Source organism: Spirochaetota bacterium, assembly GCA_040756435.1.
GTDB lineage: Bacteria > Spirochaetota > UBA4802 > UBA4802 > UB4802 > UBA4802.
The window spans coordinates 71075-87195 of the sequence record JBFLZD010000001.1 but is presented as its reverse complement, the minus strand read 5'-3'; the positions used below and the strand labels follow the sequence as shown (position 1 = coordinate 87195).

General features: G+C 35.5%; 21 protein-coding genes. 7 read left to right on the top strand and 14 right to left on the bottom strand.

Annotation, left to right across the window (positions count from 1 at the left end; translation table 11 throughout):
- The first annotated feature begins 26 nt into the window (after positions 1-26).
- Positions 27-626 (top strand): sulfurtransferase-like selenium metabolism protein YedF, encoded by a 600-nt coding sequence (gene yedF / locus AB1444_00450; protein MEW6525117.1) that lies wholly within the window; start codon positions 27-29, stop codon positions 624-626.
- 47 nt (positions 627-673) lie between these two features.
- On the opposite strand, the gene ruvB is transcribed toward yedF, so the two are convergent.
- The 3 genes from ruvB to AB1444_00435 all read right to left on the bottom strand — a co-directional run bounded on the left by ruvB (position 674) and on the right by AB1444_00435 (position 2968).
- A complete protein-coding gene (gene ruvB, locus AB1444_00445) occupies positions 674-1717 on the bottom strand; it encodes a Holliday junction branch migration DNA helicase RuvB (GenBank protein MEW6525116.1) in 1044 nt (347 codons plus the stop codon).
- Positions 1692-2186 carry a PTS sugar transporter subunit IIA gene (locus AB1444_00440; GenBank protein MEW6525115.1) on the bottom strand — a complete coding sequence of 165 codons (495 nt, stop codon included), beginning with the start codon at positions 2184-2186 and terminating at the stop codon, positions 1692-1694. The genes ruvB and AB1444_00440 overlap by 26 nt, the downstream gene beginning before the upstream one ends.
- 128 nt (positions 2187-2314) lie before the next feature.
- On the bottom strand, positions 2315-2968 hold the full coding sequence (locus AB1444_00435) for a hemolysin III family protein (GenBank protein ID MEW6525114.1): 654 nt from the start codon (positions 2966-2968) through the stop codon (positions 2315-2317).
- A gap of 205 nt (positions 2969-3173) precedes the next feature.
- On the opposite strand from AB1444_00435, the gene AB1444_00430 reads away from it, so the two are divergent.
- Positions 3174-3632: an acyl-CoA thioesterase gene (locus tag AB1444_00430; GenBank protein MEW6525113.1), complete on the top strand. Its 459-nt coding sequence runs from the start codon at positions 3174-3176 to the stop codon at positions 3630-3632.
- A 28-nt stretch (positions 3633-3660) separates the two neighbouring features.
- The gene (cutA, locus tag AB1444_00425) at positions 3661-3978 is read left to right on the top strand and encodes a divalent-cation tolerance protein CutA (GenBank protein ID MEW6525112.1); all 318 of its coding nucleotides are present in this window, start codon (positions 3661-3663) and stop codon (positions 3976-3978) included.
- A gap of 130 nt (positions 3979-4108) precedes the next feature.
- Here cutA and AB1444_00420 read toward each other — a convergent pair whose 3' ends face one another.
- Positions 4109-4351 (bottom strand): hypothetical protein, encoded by a 243-nt coding sequence (locus AB1444_00420; GenBank protein MEW6525111.1) that lies wholly within the window; start codon positions 4349-4351, stop codon positions 4109-4111.
- Positions 4352-4693: 342 nt separating this feature from the next.
- Here AB1444_00420 and AB1444_00415 point away from each other — a divergent pair, with 342 nt between their 5' ends.
- The 3 genes from AB1444_00415 to AB1444_00405 are packed head-to-tail and all read left to right on the top strand — an operon-like array spanning position 4694 to position 6606.
- Positions 4694-5140, top strand: coding sequence for a hypothetical protein (locus tag AB1444_00415; GenBank protein MEW6525110.1), 447 nt, complete (start codon positions 4694-4696; stop codon positions 5138-5140).
- 32 nt (positions 5141-5172) lie between these two features.
- Positions 5173-5505, top strand: coding sequence for a cytochrome c3 family protein (locus AB1444_00410; protein MEW6525109.1), 333 nt, complete (start codon positions 5173-5175; stop codon positions 5503-5505).
- Between the two features lie 45 nt (positions 5506-5550).
- Positions 5551-6606: a hypothetical protein gene (locus AB1444_00405; protein MEW6525108.1), complete on the top strand. Its 1056-nt coding sequence runs from the start codon at positions 5551-5553 to the stop codon at positions 6604-6606.
- 41 nt (positions 6607-6647) lie between these two features.
- On the opposite strand, the gene AB1444_00400 is transcribed toward AB1444_00405, so the two are convergent.
- Complete coding sequence (locus AB1444_00400; GenBank protein MEW6525107.1) at positions 6648-7730, bottom strand: hypothetical protein; 1083 nt, start codon at positions 7728-7730, stop codon at positions 6648-6650.
- Positions 7731-7958: 228 nt separating this feature from the next.
- Here AB1444_00400 and AB1444_00395 point away from each other — a divergent pair, with 228 nt between their 5' ends.
- Entirely contained in the window at positions 7959-8873 is a 915-nt protein-coding gene (locus AB1444_00395; GenBank protein ID MEW6525106.1) for an MBL fold metallo-hydrolase, read from the top strand.
- Here AB1444_00395 and AB1444_00390 read toward each other — a convergent pair.
- From AB1444_00390 to AB1444_00350, 9 genes are all read right to left on the bottom strand, one after another.
- Positions 8863-9072 (bottom strand): hypothetical protein, encoded by a 210-nt coding sequence (locus tag AB1444_00390; GenBank protein MEW6525105.1) that lies wholly within the window; start codon positions 9070-9072, stop codon positions 8863-8865. The two genes, AB1444_00395 and AB1444_00390, sit on opposite strands and share 11 nt — an antisense overlap.
- A gap of 98 nt (positions 9073-9170) precedes the next feature.
- On the bottom strand, positions 9171-10661 hold the full coding sequence (locus AB1444_00385) for an AAA family ATPase (GenBank protein ID MEW6525104.1): 1491 nt from the start codon (positions 10659-10661) through the stop codon (positions 9171-9173).
- A gap of 322 nt (positions 10662-10983) precedes the next feature.
- Positions 10984-11205 carry a hypothetical protein gene (locus AB1444_00380; protein ID MEW6525103.1) on the bottom strand — a complete coding sequence of 74 codons (222 nt, stop codon included), beginning with the start codon at positions 11203-11205 and terminating at the stop codon, positions 10984-10986.
- Positions 11206-11340: 135 nt separating this feature from the next.
- Positions 11341-12042 carry a hypothetical protein gene (locus tag AB1444_00375; GenBank protein MEW6525102.1) on the bottom strand — a complete coding sequence of 234 codons (702 nt, stop codon included), beginning with the start codon at positions 12040-12042 and terminating at the stop codon, positions 11341-11343.
- Positions 12043-12046: 4 nt separating this feature from the next.
- On the bottom strand, positions 12047-12349 hold the full coding sequence (locus tag AB1444_00370) for a carboxymuconolactone decarboxylase family protein (GenBank protein MEW6525101.1): 303 nt from the start codon (positions 12347-12349) through the stop codon (positions 12047-12049).
- 158 nt (positions 12350-12507) lie between these two features.
- The gene (locus AB1444_00365) at positions 12508-12906 is read right to left on the bottom strand and encodes a DUF5655 domain-containing protein (GenBank protein ID MEW6525100.1); all 399 of its coding nucleotides are present in this window, start codon (positions 12904-12906) and stop codon (positions 12508-12510) included.
- An 86-nt stretch (positions 12907-12992) separates the two neighbouring features.
- Positions 12993-13985: a reverse transcriptase/maturase family protein gene (locus AB1444_00360; protein ID MEW6525099.1), complete on the bottom strand. Its 993-nt coding sequence runs from the start codon at positions 13983-13985 to the stop codon at positions 12993-12995.
- Between the two features lie 267 nt (positions 13986-14252).
- Positions 14253-14591, bottom strand: coding sequence for a diversity-generating retroelement protein Avd (avd, locus tag AB1444_00355; protein ID MEW6525098.1), 339 nt, complete (start codon positions 14589-14591; stop codon positions 14253-14255).
- Positions 14592-14614: 23 nt separating this feature from the next.
- Complete coding sequence (locus tag AB1444_00350; protein ID MEW6525097.1) at positions 14615-16120, bottom strand: SUMF1/EgtB/PvdO family nonheme iron enzyme; 1506 nt, start codon at positions 16118-16120, stop codon at positions 14615-14617.
- Position 16121: the final 1 nt, after the last annotated feature.

Sequence of the window (16121 nt, the reverse complement as noted above, 5' to 3'; positions counted from 1 at the left end):
TAAAAAATTTTTTAAGGGAGATAGTTATGAAAGAGATAGATGCACGAGGGCTTGAATGTCCAAAACCAGTACTTTTAACCAAAGAAACAATAGAAAAGGATAATCCCGATAATCTAACAGTACTGGTGAGCAGTGACACCGCAGTGGGCAATGTAACTCGTTTTGCAGAAAATACTGGATATTCTGTAACAACTACACAACAGGGCGATTACTTTATCCTCAAATTAAGCAAAGGTACACAACCACAATCACAACCAGTTTCACAACCTGTAACAATGGAGTATGTTAATGAAAACATTGTCTTCTTTATTACATCCAACGAATTTGGTCAGGGAAAACAGGAATTAGGCCAGCTTTTGATGAAATCATTCATCAATACCATTAATGAGGCCAATATGCTGCCATCCACCATCATATTCATTAATTCAGGCATATTCTTAACCACTGAAGGTTCACCGGTATTGCCCGCATTGCAGGAAATTGCACAAAAAGGTGTACAGATTATTAACTGCGGCACATGCTTAGATTTTTATAAGCGAAAAGACCAGTTGAAGGTTGGCATTGTATCCAACATGTATACCATTACTGAAACCTTAATGAAAGCTACAAAAGTTATACGTTTCTAATTGTGGTTTTTGCAAATGAATGAAGATGTGTGGTATTACCTGAACTGCTAAAACAGGCTTGATTCGTCTATGCCTTTGTAGGGAAGCTGCAAATGTTCATATGCCAGTCGTGCTGCTACCCTGCCGCGGGGAGTTCGTTTCAGCATGCCAATCTGTACCAGGTAAGGTTCGTAAAAATCTTCCAGCGTCGTTATCTCCTCACCAATTGAGATAGCAATTGTCTTTATACCAACAGGACCTCCATCATATTTATCAATGATAGTTGTCAGTATCTTTCGGTCCATATCATCAAGACCTAAAGAATCAATATGAAGCCTGTCCAGCGCATACCGTGCTATTTCCAGGTCAATTGAATTTTTTTTCATAACTATCGCAAAATCAAGTACACGTTTTACAAGCCTGTTAACTATTCGAGGAGTTCGGCGAGAACGCCGTGCTATCTCCTGCGCCGCCATATCATCAATTATGCAACCAATAATGTTTGCTGTCCTTTTAGCTATCGTTTCTAAATCCTCAATTTCATAATAGTCCAGCCTGAGCGGAATGCCAAACCGGTCGCGTAGTGCTGACGTCAATAACCCTGTTCTGGTAGTTGCACCTATAAGGGTAAATGGCGCCAGTTGCAGCTTGATGCTTTTTGCACCAACACCCTGGCCTAAAATAATATCAAGCTCACCATCTTCCATGGCACTATATAATAACTCTTCAATGGTGGGCGACAGCCTGTGTATCTCATCAATAAACAGGACATCCATTGGCTCTAAATTGGTTAACATTGAAGCCATATCACCAGGTTTTTCAATTGCTGGCGCTGATGTTGCCTTGATATTTACCCCAAGCTCATTTGCAACAATGAAAGCAAGTGTGGTTTTCCCAAGCCCCGGTGGGCCAGCAAGCAGTACATGGTCCAGGGGTTTTTTGCGTAGTTTTGCTGACTCAATAAAAATACGCATATTCTCAGTAAGTTGCTTCTGCCCTATGAATTCATTGAGATACTGTGGGCGTAATTTTTTTTCAAAATCCTCTTCTTCTAATGATAATGGAGAAATAAGGCTTTGAGATGTGTTATTGTTTTTTTCCTTTTTGTTCATATTCTTTCAAAATCTTTATAATATCCTGGGCATCCTTTGCACCTGAAAGCGCTTCCCGCAATGTATCATCACTCATAAGTTTTGCTATATTTGCCAGTGTTTTGATATGCTGTGAGATTTTGTCCTTGGGAACAATTAAAAGAATAGCTATATGCACTGGCATATTATCAATTGAATCAAAGTTTATACCTTTCTTGCTCAACGCCATTATCATCACCACATCATCAACATACGGGCAACTGCAATGAGGTATAGCCACTCCCTTCCCTATGCCTGTACTCATTGATTTTTCACGTTCAAACAGCGTTTTTTTTATGGTTTCACGATATTCGGATTTTACAGCTTTATTTTTAATTGCCACATCAAGCATTGATTCAATTAATTCCCATCGGTCTTTTACCGACGGATTGATAAGTATTGTCTTTTTATTTAAATAATCAGTTAAAACCATATCTAGAATCAACCCCAAAAATATAACAACCCCTATAATTACAACAAAAATACTACCCGTATAAGAATTTCGTCAAGTGTAATATAATTTTTTTGATATTTACGGTGTATATGTGATCTTTAAAAAGTGTGGGAATAATTATCGTTTTAATGAATATTTTGTATGTATTGTATACTATGGTATACCATCATATAATGAAAGAAAGCACCCGCCAAAATAAAACCATGAAAAATTTCATGAAAACCAACATGTCCATTATTCTTTTGAGGCCACTTTATGATATAGAACAGTGCGCCAATGGTAAACGCAATACCACCTAAAAAAAGATACCACAGCGATACAGTATCCATAATCCTGACAATATCCTTGATTACCACTATAGCCATCCATCCCATGGCCAAATATATTGCAGTATATATAAAACGCGGAGCATTGAAAAAATATATCTTGAAGATAATACCCAATACCACCAGTAACCACTGGGCAACAATAATATACAGAGCAGTTTGATAATCTAAATAGATATAGCATACTGGAGTATACGTTCCTGCAATCATGATGAAGATAGCCATGTGGTCAAATCTTCTCCATGGTGAATCTTCATTTTCCTGTTGCTTCAGCCCATGATACAGGGTGCTTGCCGTAAACAGTATAATGACTGAAATACCATATATAACCGATAGTACCTGTATAAGAGGCTTATCAGCAGTAAAAATTAACACTAACAACCCAACGATGGCAGCAACAACCCCTGCCATATGTGAATAGAATGATACAAGTTCTGATCTGTTTACTGGCATGATATACCTATTATGTTCGTTGACTGCATAGATAAAAATAATGAATATGTAAACATCATCCGTGAAGGCACCATATACCCATATTTTTAATGCATTTATATGCTGACAATTGATTTGATTTTTTGGTTGCAAAAATTTGTGATTTCCATATATAAAAATACACTATTCCCTGTAATTTTAATTCTATTGAAGGAATAGTAGCTATATGAATCCAAAAGCCGTCAATGAAAGCACTATAACAATAGTACAGCAGATGACCCATCAGGATGCCAATTTAGCTGGAAATGTGCATGGCGGGACTATCATGAAACTTATTGACAACACTGGAGGCATTGTTGCTTCCCGACATGCAGGTTGTCTTGTTGTGACAGCTTCTATTGACAGATTGGATTTTCACAGTCCTGTTTATATTGGTGATTTGTTACGGTTAAAAGCAAGTGTCAACTATGTTGGCACTACATCTATGGAAGTTGGTGTACGCGTTGAGGCCGAAAATTTTATTACAGGCGAAGTGCGACATACTGCATCAGCATATCTTACTTTTGTTGCCCTGGATGAAAAGGGTATGCCAAAAAAAGTTCCACCGTTACAGCCTGAGACTGAAGATCAAATACGCCGATATCGCGAAGCCGAAATGAGAAGAAAAAAGCGATTGGAAAAATAAATAATTTATATTTTTTTAACAGGAGTTGATGATGGAATACTGCGTTATTTTTTGTACTGTCCCTAACAGAGAAGTGGGGTTGGATATAGCCAATACCCTTGTTTCACAAAAATTAGCTGCCTGTGTCAATATTGTTCCAGAACTTACTTCTATTTATACATGGAAAGGTGAAATATGCAATGACCAGGAATTGCTTCTTATCATCAAAACAAAAAGTAATCTTTATACCACTATTGAAGAAACAATAAAAAAAATACACCCCTATGAAGTGGCTGAAATTATATCACTACCAATTACGTGTGGATCACATGACTACTTACAGTGGATTGAGGATGTTACACAATAAAAAAATTCCGTACTTGTGGTACGGAATTTTATATAGAAACGCATGGTGAGGTCATCACCTATGCGGTCATACACTCCTTATATCACAAGCTATTATTTTTTCAAAAAAATTTATTTATATATTCTAATTATTATATACGGAAAAGCCGTCTGGTGTTTGGCTTTGGTTTTTCCTGAAATACTGCCTTTTTTTCCTGCTCCAGTGCATCAACTTTGGCAATTAATACACGAATAAGATGGGTAAGATATTCTTCCTTCTTTTGTAAATCACGTATTATATCGCTTTTAGCTGTCTGTATCTCATTACGCAATGATGCTTCTAACTCACGCAATTCTCTGATTGTCGTTAAATCTACCATGGTGTCATCGTTCATAGATCTCTCCCTTGTTACTAAGTAATAGTGCCAATCAATACTACAACCTTTTTTGCTGCAAAATTACCAATACCACTACCAGGACTACATAGCTTTATCCTGAATGACCAAGTGCTACCGTATTATTATTCAACATTATATAATGTAGCATTCAATTGCAAAAGTTCATTAATATTTTATATACAAATTAGTATTTTTTACACTCTAAAATCTTCCCTTCTATTGAACTATCGCCCTTACCTATTTTTTTAAAAAAACTATTTGCGTAATATTAATTCATTTTATACAATGCCTTCAGTAAAAACACCATATAGATTTATTTCTAAGAACGGGAGGAGCAGTATGAAAATAATAAAATATTTTACTATTATACTTTTCATATTTTCTATAAGCTGTGCTTCGGCACCTAAAAATTGCAAAGAAGGTGATTGCAATAATGGAGTTGGTACAACCATTCATGAGAATGGTACATATAAAGGAAATTTTAAAAACAGTATCCGTGAAGGCCTTGGCGAATATACATTCAACAATGGTGATACCTACCGTGGCAACTATAAAAACAACCTGCGTAATGGTGAAGGTGAATACAAATGGAAAAATGGCGATAGTTACCGGGGTAGCTGGGTTGATGGTAAGAGAAATGGTTTTGGCATTTATACCTGGGCTGACGGCACACGATATGAAGGGGAATGGAAGGATGATGCACGTCATGGGAAAGGGAAGCTTATTTTGAAAGATGGAACAACCTTCGATGGTGTATGGGAAAATGATGTGTATATCCGAAAATAATTATTATTTAAATATTTTATATTGGAGGCTCTATGAATAAAAAGAACATACTTATAGTGTGTTTCATTGCTCTACTCATCCCGGCATTTATTTTTGCACAGGGTGTAGTGAAAGTTAAAAAAACCAGCGCATCACCCAAACAGAGTGCTGTTACATTTGATCACCAGATTCATAAAAATAAAGGGATTACCGATTGCAAAACATGTCATCATACCGGCAATACCGCAAAAAAATGCGGCGATAGTGGTTGCCACTGGGAAACACAGAATAAAGGATATAATGCCATTCATAGTAAATGTTTAGGATGCCACCGGACAAAAGGTGGTAAAGCCCCAACACTATGTACTCAATGCCATAAACGATAACACTGTATCTGGGGGATTTTTTAAATCCCCCAGACATGTAGACCTATGCCCGGATTAATAACCCATCAAAGAATTTTTTTTGAATCTGTTAAGTCATTAAAAAAGCAAAAGCATCCCAATTACGCAACACATCTTTTGGATATACAATTTACCAATCCCCTTTTTACTTCATCTGCCATGGCAGGACTACTTGTTCCAAACCTTTTTGATTATATCCCTGGTAAAAGAGATATATTTTTTGGGAATTCTATAAAACACCTGTTACATTCCGATGACGGCATGCCAATCATTCATTATATGTTTTCTACCATTGTAAAGCATTCATCACATGAACCAAGCGAATGGATGTATTATCAAAAAGGTTTTTTCTATGGATATGTTTCACACTGGGTGGTCGATGCGCTGTTTCATCCATTTGTGTTTTACTGGTCTGGTTTTCCCACATTCAAAGACAATAGAATATCCCTCTATAGAAATCAGCATCTTCTTTTTGAATATACTATTGACCAGTATATGGCATATTTTTTTAATTCTGAGCCATTTGACTATAATCTGTACGTAATGCTTCCAGTAAAAGGTTCTGTTCAGTATAAAGCCATCAAGGATTTAATTGCAGGAGCTATCGCCCATACCAATACTTCCCTGAAAATAACTACACCATTATTTCCTTACACACCCCTTGACATGTTTGACATTGCTGTAAAATGTGTGCCTTTTGTGTACATGATTAAAAAAAATAACAGTCCACAGTTAGTTAAGCTACTTCGCTTTCTAGAAAAAAGATTCTACAGCGATTTTCTGGTACGATACCCCGATGGGAGGAGAATTAACCGACACATATTGAATCTTCATCGTGAACGATGGTTTACCCCCACCGGAGAGCCGGGACTGCATTATGAATCTGTAGATGACCTGTTCAGGGTTGCAAGGGATAAAACTGTGCTCATATGGAAACAGCTTGAAGAACTGTTTACCCAACAAGAACATATTACTGCACATCAATTAAGTACTGTGCTGGAATATTCCAACGCTTACACTGGTAAAAAAGGGTTTTCCATAGACAAAATGACTCTGCAGAACCCTATCAGGTTACGCAATTAAAGTTTATGGGTACTTCTAAAAAACAGTTTTTAAAAGTTTCATTATTTTAGATTTTTTATAGTTGTTTCAAAATGAAGTTTTGCAATCTTCTTTATATCTTCAAGTGGAATTTGTTTTATAAGTGTTGGCTTTTCAATATACTCACTATTAGCAGTATACAGTGATAAGAACTTAATGAAATTTGTAGCAGCAATGCGATGTGGATTAATAGTGTTGTAATCTAAGTAGCTGTAAAGTATTCCCAATCCTAAATACGTGTTATAATAAATGGTGCTGCTTAATGCAAGCTCTTCGCCTGTTACCTGATCAAAGAAATAATAGTAATTATTCAGGATTTTATGGGTTAACTCATGTATTTCAAACATTCTCCAGATTTCATCAAATATAGTTTCCTTGCTGGCAAAAGCTTTTTTTATGCAATACTTTATATCTTCAGTTACATGTGCACCAACAAAAAACATATTCTCGCAGGATTTCCCTTCAATTATTCTTTTTGATATAATATAATCATTATACACTTCATCAGGATTTATGTATATCATGTCAAAATAGAAGGTTGAATTGCTGGTTGAAAATTCATCATAATAAATCAAAGGCTGGATATTAAATATTTTTTCCTTAATATTAAAAAGAGGATGATTAATGGTTACCGGCTTTCGTTTACCAAAAATGCAATAGTCAAGAAGATATCTTGATCCATTTCCATCCTTGGCCTTTGAAAAACGTAATACTATATTTCTATATTCCAGTTTCTGTGTCAGTTGTTCTAATTCAGTATCTGTTACTTTATCCGGCTCTTTATACACTTGGAGAATTTGCTGTGCCAGTCCTTTCAAGGGTGCATCCTGAAGTGTTCTAATATACGCTTCATACTGCATAACATTAAAGCCAGGTGTCTGCATAAGCCTTACAGGTATACTATCAGCCTGTATTAAATTGACAAAATGCGGATTTTCATTAAACAGTAAAACTATATACGCATACAACTTCCCATTAGTGGTTCTAATATTCATCAAGTTTGGTCGGACGTTTGCAATATTAACCTCATAACCGGAGATGCTCAACGGCCATAAAAGCAACAGTAGTAACAATAATCCGTTCCTTTTTATTGTAAAACCACCCATATATATATTCCTTATTTTAAAACAATGTAGCTTTGTTATCATTATTATACAAAAAATAATTATCATTACGCAATATAATAAAAAAATCTGAATATACCAAATGTTATTGAAAAATTTTAAGGTTATTATCTTGTAGCAATAATCATGCAGTATTTTTTTTATAAATGAATTGTTTTTAATTCATGGGCGATAGCTCATAGTATAAACCTTATTGTATACGAGGTTATTATGAAATTACTTGCACAGGGAACAATTAACGATTATTGTCAGGTTATAGGGCATATAGGCTATCCAGCTTATATTATTAAGGGACATAACAAGATTATGATGATAGATGCAGGTATTAATCTTTTAGCCCCAAAATATTATACTGATCTTTCAACTATTCTGGGTAATCCGCAAAAACTCAATTATGCAGCAATAACCCATTCACACTACGACCATCTGGGAGCTATTCCATATCTTTTAAAAAAAATTCCCGGATTAACCATAGTAGGTGCAGATCGCATTCAGCAACTACTTGCAAAACAGTCAGTTATTGATTTTATGACTCACTTAAGCAACATCCAAAAACCGTTATTTGCAGATATAACAGGCCAGGAGGATGTTTCACTTTCCAGTTTTGATATAACCTTACCTGTGAAAGATGGTGATACTATTGATCTTGGAGATCTTACCTGCATTGTGTATGAAGTACCAGGACATACTCGTGATTCCTTGGCGTATTATTTCCCCCAAATCAAAATGTTATGCCCTGGTGAAGCTGTGGGTGTTCCTCAGGGAATGAATGGACAGGATGTTCAGGTTGAATTTTTATCATCATATGAAGAGTATTATTCTTCACTGGAAAAAATGGCATCCCTTGAAGTAAAGATTCTTTGTATGGCCCATGGTTTTGTTTATACCGAAGATGACGTAGTATCTTTTTTTACCGCATCATTAAAAGCAACTGAGAAATACAAAAAATTACTATTAGATTACCTTGATAAAGTTAATGGAGATATTGAACAGGCAATTGAGTTAATAACCAGGGAAGAATATGACAAAAAAGGAACAATTCATCAGGAAAGGAATGCTTACATATCAAACCTCAGTGCGCAGGTAAAATTAGTTGCTAAAGATTATCAGTACATCAAGGGGTAGCCAGAGAAATAACAAACCACATGAACATAACAACAATAATGATACCCCAGAGTGCCACAAGGCTCATAGCAATACCAGGATGATTATACACCCATCTAAAAAGAGATGTTTCTTTATACTGAATAATGAGTGTAAAAACCTTATCAAAAAGAGTAGATTTTTTCTTTGATTTTTTCTTTCTGTCTTCAGTTGTAGCCATTGTTCCCTCACTATATACAAAGCCTACCAGCCTTTATGAAGGTAGTATATATGAACATTTTAATAAATGTCAACTAATAAAATCTATAATAGAATAACCTATTTTTTCTGGCTGTAATAATTACGGATATATTCATCAATATACCCTTGAGGGTCTTCAACGGCAGCTTTTGTAATTATAAATCTTTCAAGATTCATTAATTTAATCCCATAAGGATAATCATGGAATAAATCATCACAATACTGTTTTATACTCATCCCAGCTGCACGGGCCTTTTCCTGTATAATCTGTAATGCTTCATCCTCAAATTCCATCACTATACCATGCTTTATTAAAAATTCTTTCTGGAATTTGCGAATGTTATCACTCAACAGTATTCGCTTTAATACTTCTTCAGGGTGTTCAACTACTTCCCTGTCTACAGTAAGCTTTTTTATATCAGTGGATGGGAGTGTTTTTTCAAATTTAATCAGCGTTTTTTCAAATACACTCAACAGCCCGCGGGCTCCTGTACGCTCTTTATAAGCTTTGGATGCAAGCATCCGTAATGCTTCATCGGTAAATTCAAGGTCTATACCGTAAGCCCTGAAATCTAGCTTTTTGCCCAGTACAACAGTACTGTATTTGTTCTTCAAAATCTTGTACAAACCTTCCTGGTCCAGATCATTGAGCACAACTGTAACAGGCAAACGCCCAACAAATTCTGATTCAAAACCATATTCAATAAGGTCCTGTGTTTTTACCATTTTAAGGACACTCTGCCTATCCTCGCGCCTCACCTGTGATTTATCAAAACCAATAGCTTGCTTATTTAAGCGTTTATTAATAATGTCCTCCAGGCCCCCAAATGCACCGGAAACAATAAACAGAATATTCTTGGTATTGATCTTTTTGCGGGTTACCTTTCCTGTACGCTGTGCCTCCATTGCAGCTTCAACCTGTGATGCTAAGTCATGGGGTGTTTTAAGGTCAACATCTGCTTCTTCCATAAGTTTTAAAAGGTTGCGCTGAACTCCCGCACGAGATACATCCGGTCCATACACAGTACCACTAGAAGCTATTTTATCAATTTCATCTAAGTAGATTATCCCATATTCTGCCTTAGCTATATCACCATCAGCTTCGTGTACTAATTCTCGTACCAGATCCTCAACATCACCACCCACATACCCCGTTTCACTGAATTTAGTTGCATCGGCCTTTACAAACGGAACACCAATCTTTTTTGCTATCAATTTAATAATATATGTTTTCCCCACACCAGTAGGGCCAATGAGCAACATGTTGCTTTTAATATTGCCAACTATCTTCTCATCTTCAGGTAATTCCTGTTCTAAGTGCATGCGGTTAAAATGGGTACATATTTTTGTAGCAATAATCTCTATTGCTTCTTCCTGACCAACAATATATTTATTTAAGTAGCTTTCCAGTTCCTCAGGTTTTAACTGAAAATTAATATCACCTCGCCTGGACCTTACACCAGCCTTGCCACCAACAGGTTCAGCTTCAGGCGATACTTTATGTAATTCCTCATCTAAATCCAGTATATCTTTAATATTCTTTAAATTCTCAGGCATCTGATTAGGCATTGGTTTACCTCGTTTATTGCATAAATTTTAAGTTACTTCAATTATAGCATCAAATAGGGTTTCATTATATTAATATAACAAAAAAAAACAATAAATGTGGTAAATATTTTATTTATAGCAGTATTAAGAATGTTTAGGCCTTTAGAAGCACCCGTCAAATTCTTTGCTCATTTTTGAAAAACAAATTCTGCTTCTCCTCCGTATTTTTTTAGCGTTTCATGCATCATCATATCTTTCAAAAGTATTTCAATTGCGCAAACATGAGCAAACTCAAGAAATCTTCTTATTTATAGCCAAGATTAAAGATTGTGTTAATTTCTTTTTAAGCAAGGGTAAGATGAATTTTATGGACATTTTCAAAATTTTCAAGAATATCTTTTCGAGATAAAAATAACGGATCAGCAAACTTTGGAGGAAGGGAGATATTTTCTTCTTCCAATCTGATTTGAGCATCACCTTTGTCTGCCATTTGCCATGCATCGTCACTTAAAGAATAACTTGCAGAGCATCCCATAACGATTATTTGTTTATATTTTTCATTCATAATTATTTTCTCTTTTCCGCTGCCGTTTCTTCTAATGTTTGTGGGGTAAGCGACGTTTTGCCAGAGGGTACTCCCGGAGATGAAAATGTGGCTAAGATCGAAGCGACCAACGGGAGTTGAACCATAAATGCGCCATTAGACGAAGGTGGCAAGCAACTTCTCAACCCATTTTTTATCCAATACAGTTAATCTCTTCTTTTTCAAATTTTCTTTCACAATCCATTTAATATGTTTATTATTACATCTTGCGATTTTCTCGAAAGCTACTTTGCCTTCGTCTGGTAGAGAAACAATCGCAACGCTCCATCCATATCCAAGCGTTTTTCGTAAAGAATTTTGGTTTTCAGAAAGTTTTCCATCGATCTTATTAAAACTCATCGTAATCTTATTAAGAATTTTAAATAATTCAATAATAAATGATTTTTCCTTTAAAAGCTTTGGCTCACATAAAGCTGCAACAACAGCACGCTTTTCTAAGTCATTGCCATCCGTCCATTTTTCAAGATTATTAATTATCTCAGTCGTATTGTTTTCTGTAATTTCTTGGATACCAATAGCAACTGCTTCTCTAATTCTCCAGCTACTATGAGACGCATATTTTTTTATCGTTTTTAACGTCTTTTTAATATTATCTTTGTTTAAAATGCAATACCCAACTATCCCACACATTACAACAAATTCTTCTGGAGAATTATGCAAATCATCTTTATAGAAGGAAAAACATTCATCTACTTCGTTTTCTGTGGCTTTTTTTGAAAATAAATATAAAAGTTCTAAATTGCCTCTTGGCCCTGGTAGTCCAGAATTCTTTAAGAGATTCTCAATCGTTTTCATCATATACTTATACCGCGATTGGAATTGATTGGATCACTACATTTCCGGCAGCAGGTAAACCTATTAGAACTGCACTAATAACCTCATCACGTGAAGCTCCTAACATTTTAGCATGTTTTACGTGAAAAGGTATACCACCTTCTAACCATAAAGCCGCAAGGACAGCAATATAAGCGAGTTCATCTGTTTTTTTGTCTAATTTACTTGCCTCACTTAATTTTTGTGCAGCCTCCATCCATATCTTTTGATGCTCAGGTGCATTCTTTGCAAAACTCATAAATGCTTGGCTTACTGTTGGTTCATTACTCATGTTTTTTCCTCCTTTTTTTCTTGCTCACCACTTGTGTCTAACATTAAAGCTTACCCGGCGCCAGGCTAGTCGTTTGGCCTAGTGTGTCGCAGGCCGAGGAGCGCAGCGACAAAGCGGCTATGCTTAGTTATATTACGTTTTCGAGTGAATATTGGCAATTAATCTTTTGTTACTAAAGGTTTTAACAAGAGAATTACTTCTTCAAGTGATTTTGGTTCAAATAATTCAACTTCTGCACAGGGACCATTATAAAAACTTTGAACACTATCAGATAATTGTTTAACAGAATGATTGGTAATTTTATTTAATATTTCCTCATAAGGAAGCATTACAACAATACCTATTTTTTTCATTCGAAATTTGAAGTAAGCTACATTGCGATTATTTACAATTGATACATAATACTTTTGTGGATTAAAAATAAGATCCCTATTAATGTTTAATAATTTATCTTTTAAATATGAATATATTTCTTTAACATTATTATTTACTCCGTCTAAATGATACTCCTCTGAATATTTAACATCTTCCGAACTAGTAACTGGTACTTCTTGAATATATGAATAATCGATATTTTCAAAATCATGTTTGTGTGCGATAAAAAATTTGTTCGTGCGCAGTTAAAATGAGAAATTCTAAAATTTCAAATATTAATTTTATAAAATATATCAATAATATTTTTCCTATAAGAATAATTTCTTGAATACATCGAATGCCCTATTATAGATGTTAAAGAATTCAAAAAATCATCTGGAGTTATAATATTATTCTTTAAACCATTTGCTAATTGAGTTATGCGCTTGTAATTCCTTATTCTTGTTTCTTTTTTGACAACCGCGTGGGAGGGATAGCAACGGAATCCACAATAATCTACTCCATTTTTTGTTTCATGAATTTTTGATTTTTCCTCTTTTAAGTTTAATAATAAGTGATTTTGTAAAAAATCTCTTATTGAATCTTTGATTTTTATTAAACTTTGGTAGTTGTTATCAAAAACGACAAAATCATCCATATATCTAATATAATATTTTAGTTTGAGCTGATGTTTAACATAAAAATCTAATTCATGCAAATATAGGTTTGCAGATAGTTGCGACAAAAGATTTCCTATTGGCAAGCCTGGATTTTCAGTAGAATCTATTATTCTATCTATTAACCATAAAGTGTCATCGCATGAGATATGTCTTCTATATAATAATTTTAATACGACGTGATTAATAGAAGGGAAATATGAAGCAATATCACATTTTAAACAATATTTATTTTTCTTTGCGAACTTTATAAATCTATCAACTGCAAGTTTAAGACCATGACCCTTGCGACAAGCATGGGAATCAAAAATAAATTTTCTGTCAATGACTGGTTCTATAATATTAACAAGGGCATGTTGCACAATTCTATCTTTTACCGGTAAAGCGCTTATAAGGCGTTTTTTAGGCTCATAAATAACAAAATTCTGATATTCTGAAACCTTGTAAGACTTCCAAATTAACTCATTTTGGATAATTATAAGATTCTCATCAAGATTTTTTCGGAAAAATATAATATCTTGATTATATTTACGAAGCCTTTGAGTCTTCTTCCATGCCAAAAGTAAGTTACTATAATCATAAATCGAAGCAAATAATTTATCCATATATTTCACCATAATATCTGGAGCAGTCGCAACTGCTCCAGTCTTCTCTCTTTTGGCGTAAAGCCTGGATATTTGCTCCTGACTCTCTTTGTCACTGTTATTGTCTGCTCTGAAACAATAATCTGGACTTCTTTTATGAAGTCACAGGCAAAGCGGCAACCAATGTTCGGGTTGACGTTCCACGGCACATTGTTCACGTTCACCGCACGGGAGCCGGCATAGATACCATTGTCCCAATTGCCGCCTGCTAAACGAGCAATACCCAAATTAAGAAAATGTTTTAAGCAAACCTCCAACAATTTTGCCTATCTCAATGCATTTTTCCATACTTGTTTGGCGCGATTTAGTACTCAAACAAGCTGGCTTCTTGTCATTTGCAAACATTATCAACGTTTTTAAAAATTCTAATTCTTTATCAAAATCATAAAGTAGTTTCATTTTATTTTTTGATTTTTGAATCTCAATGGTCAATCGCAACAAGTTATATATACTATTTTTTATTTGTGTTTGCAGAGCAAATTTTTCATGCTTCGGAAATCTATCCACAAGTGGGAATAGATATAACATAAAATCATATACCTTTTGGTATAATATAAATTCTTTCATAAAATAGATACCCAGAATACAGATTACAGAGATTCACAGGCAAAGCGGCAACCATAGTACGGGCCGACGAGCCACGGCACATTGCCCACGTACACCGCACGGGAGCCGGCATAGATACCATGGCCCCAATCGCCGCCAGCTAAATAAGCGACAAGACCTATATTATTGGGCATATTTGCTTGTCCAAAGTCGGTATCTGCAGCCATCTCTCCTGCATTTAATACATTATACCAGTTCCACGAGGTCGTATCGGTTCGGTTAGATAGCTCATTGAGCCATTCCCATACATTGCCCACGCAGTCTCTTACATTCATAAGACTTGTATTATAGCCATTAATATAATCAGCGTCTGCATCAGATTGATTCGTAGCTGCAGTCTTAATTCTCCCGGTATTGCTTGTTTTAGTCCATCCATGCAGGTTGCTATCACTGCGACCCTGAGGACTCCCCACGGCAGCTGCAATCCATTCTTCGTATGTAAGCATTCGTTTACCAGAATTTTTACCCCTAACAACAAAATCATACCAATTAAGCCCATCTGTACCAGTAAGAGGTAATTGGTTTATCTTGCTATAAACACGCTTATTAAATCCGCTACCGCCACCGTGGCTTGCAAGATAGATATCTACCCACAGACTTCCTTTTACCACTTCAACCATCCCGCCGATCTGATAATTTTCTGGATCTTCTAATCCTAACAAATAACATCGCGGCATATGGTTTAGATCCCATACAGAATTTGGTATTATGCCATTACTTACATCGCTAATAGTAATTGAATTGCGAATTTTTCCATAATGAAATCCGCCAATAATACGCGGATTAGTCATTTCCTGAGGTGAGGTTTGTGATAATGATATTTTTAGCACAGGAGCATCTCCGGAATTTGGTTCTCCAGCCCAAATGTAATAATCAGAGCCAAACATCCAGCTCGATCCGGTATCTAAATGTGCAATCCCCAGGATCGCATTGTCCGTTGTAAAATATTCTTTTGAATTAAGCACAACCCTAAAAGGTGGCACAATCACTTCATTGTTCGACCCATTCTTTCGTATACGTTGGAAAACATTAAAAAATTGTAAACCTAGCCTTGCTTCAAATGCAGTTTTTGTAATTATCTGTACAATATTTGAACCGAGACCAGCTTTAAAACTATCGTCGCTTTCATCAAATACCAATCTTGCTTTATCTTGTCCGTTTCCTCGATCTATTTCGATACCAGAAATTCCAGTTCCAGTCACTCCCGGACCAACTTCGCCATTATTCAATGTAATAATTTTATCTTCCACTTGCACTTCTGTTACGTTTATTACAACATTATCGCCCTGAACGGCTAGATCGCCATTTATAGTTAAATTACCTGTGATTACGCCTCCAGATTTATCAAGCTTGTTTGTATCTAAATAATTATCATTAGCATACAGTTGATCGAATTCAGCGTTGAAATAACTTCCAAGCGCAGGCGTACCCGTCGCGGGGGTGTTGCCATCTTTCCATTCGCGGGTTTTTGTAGGGTTTGGGATAGTCATG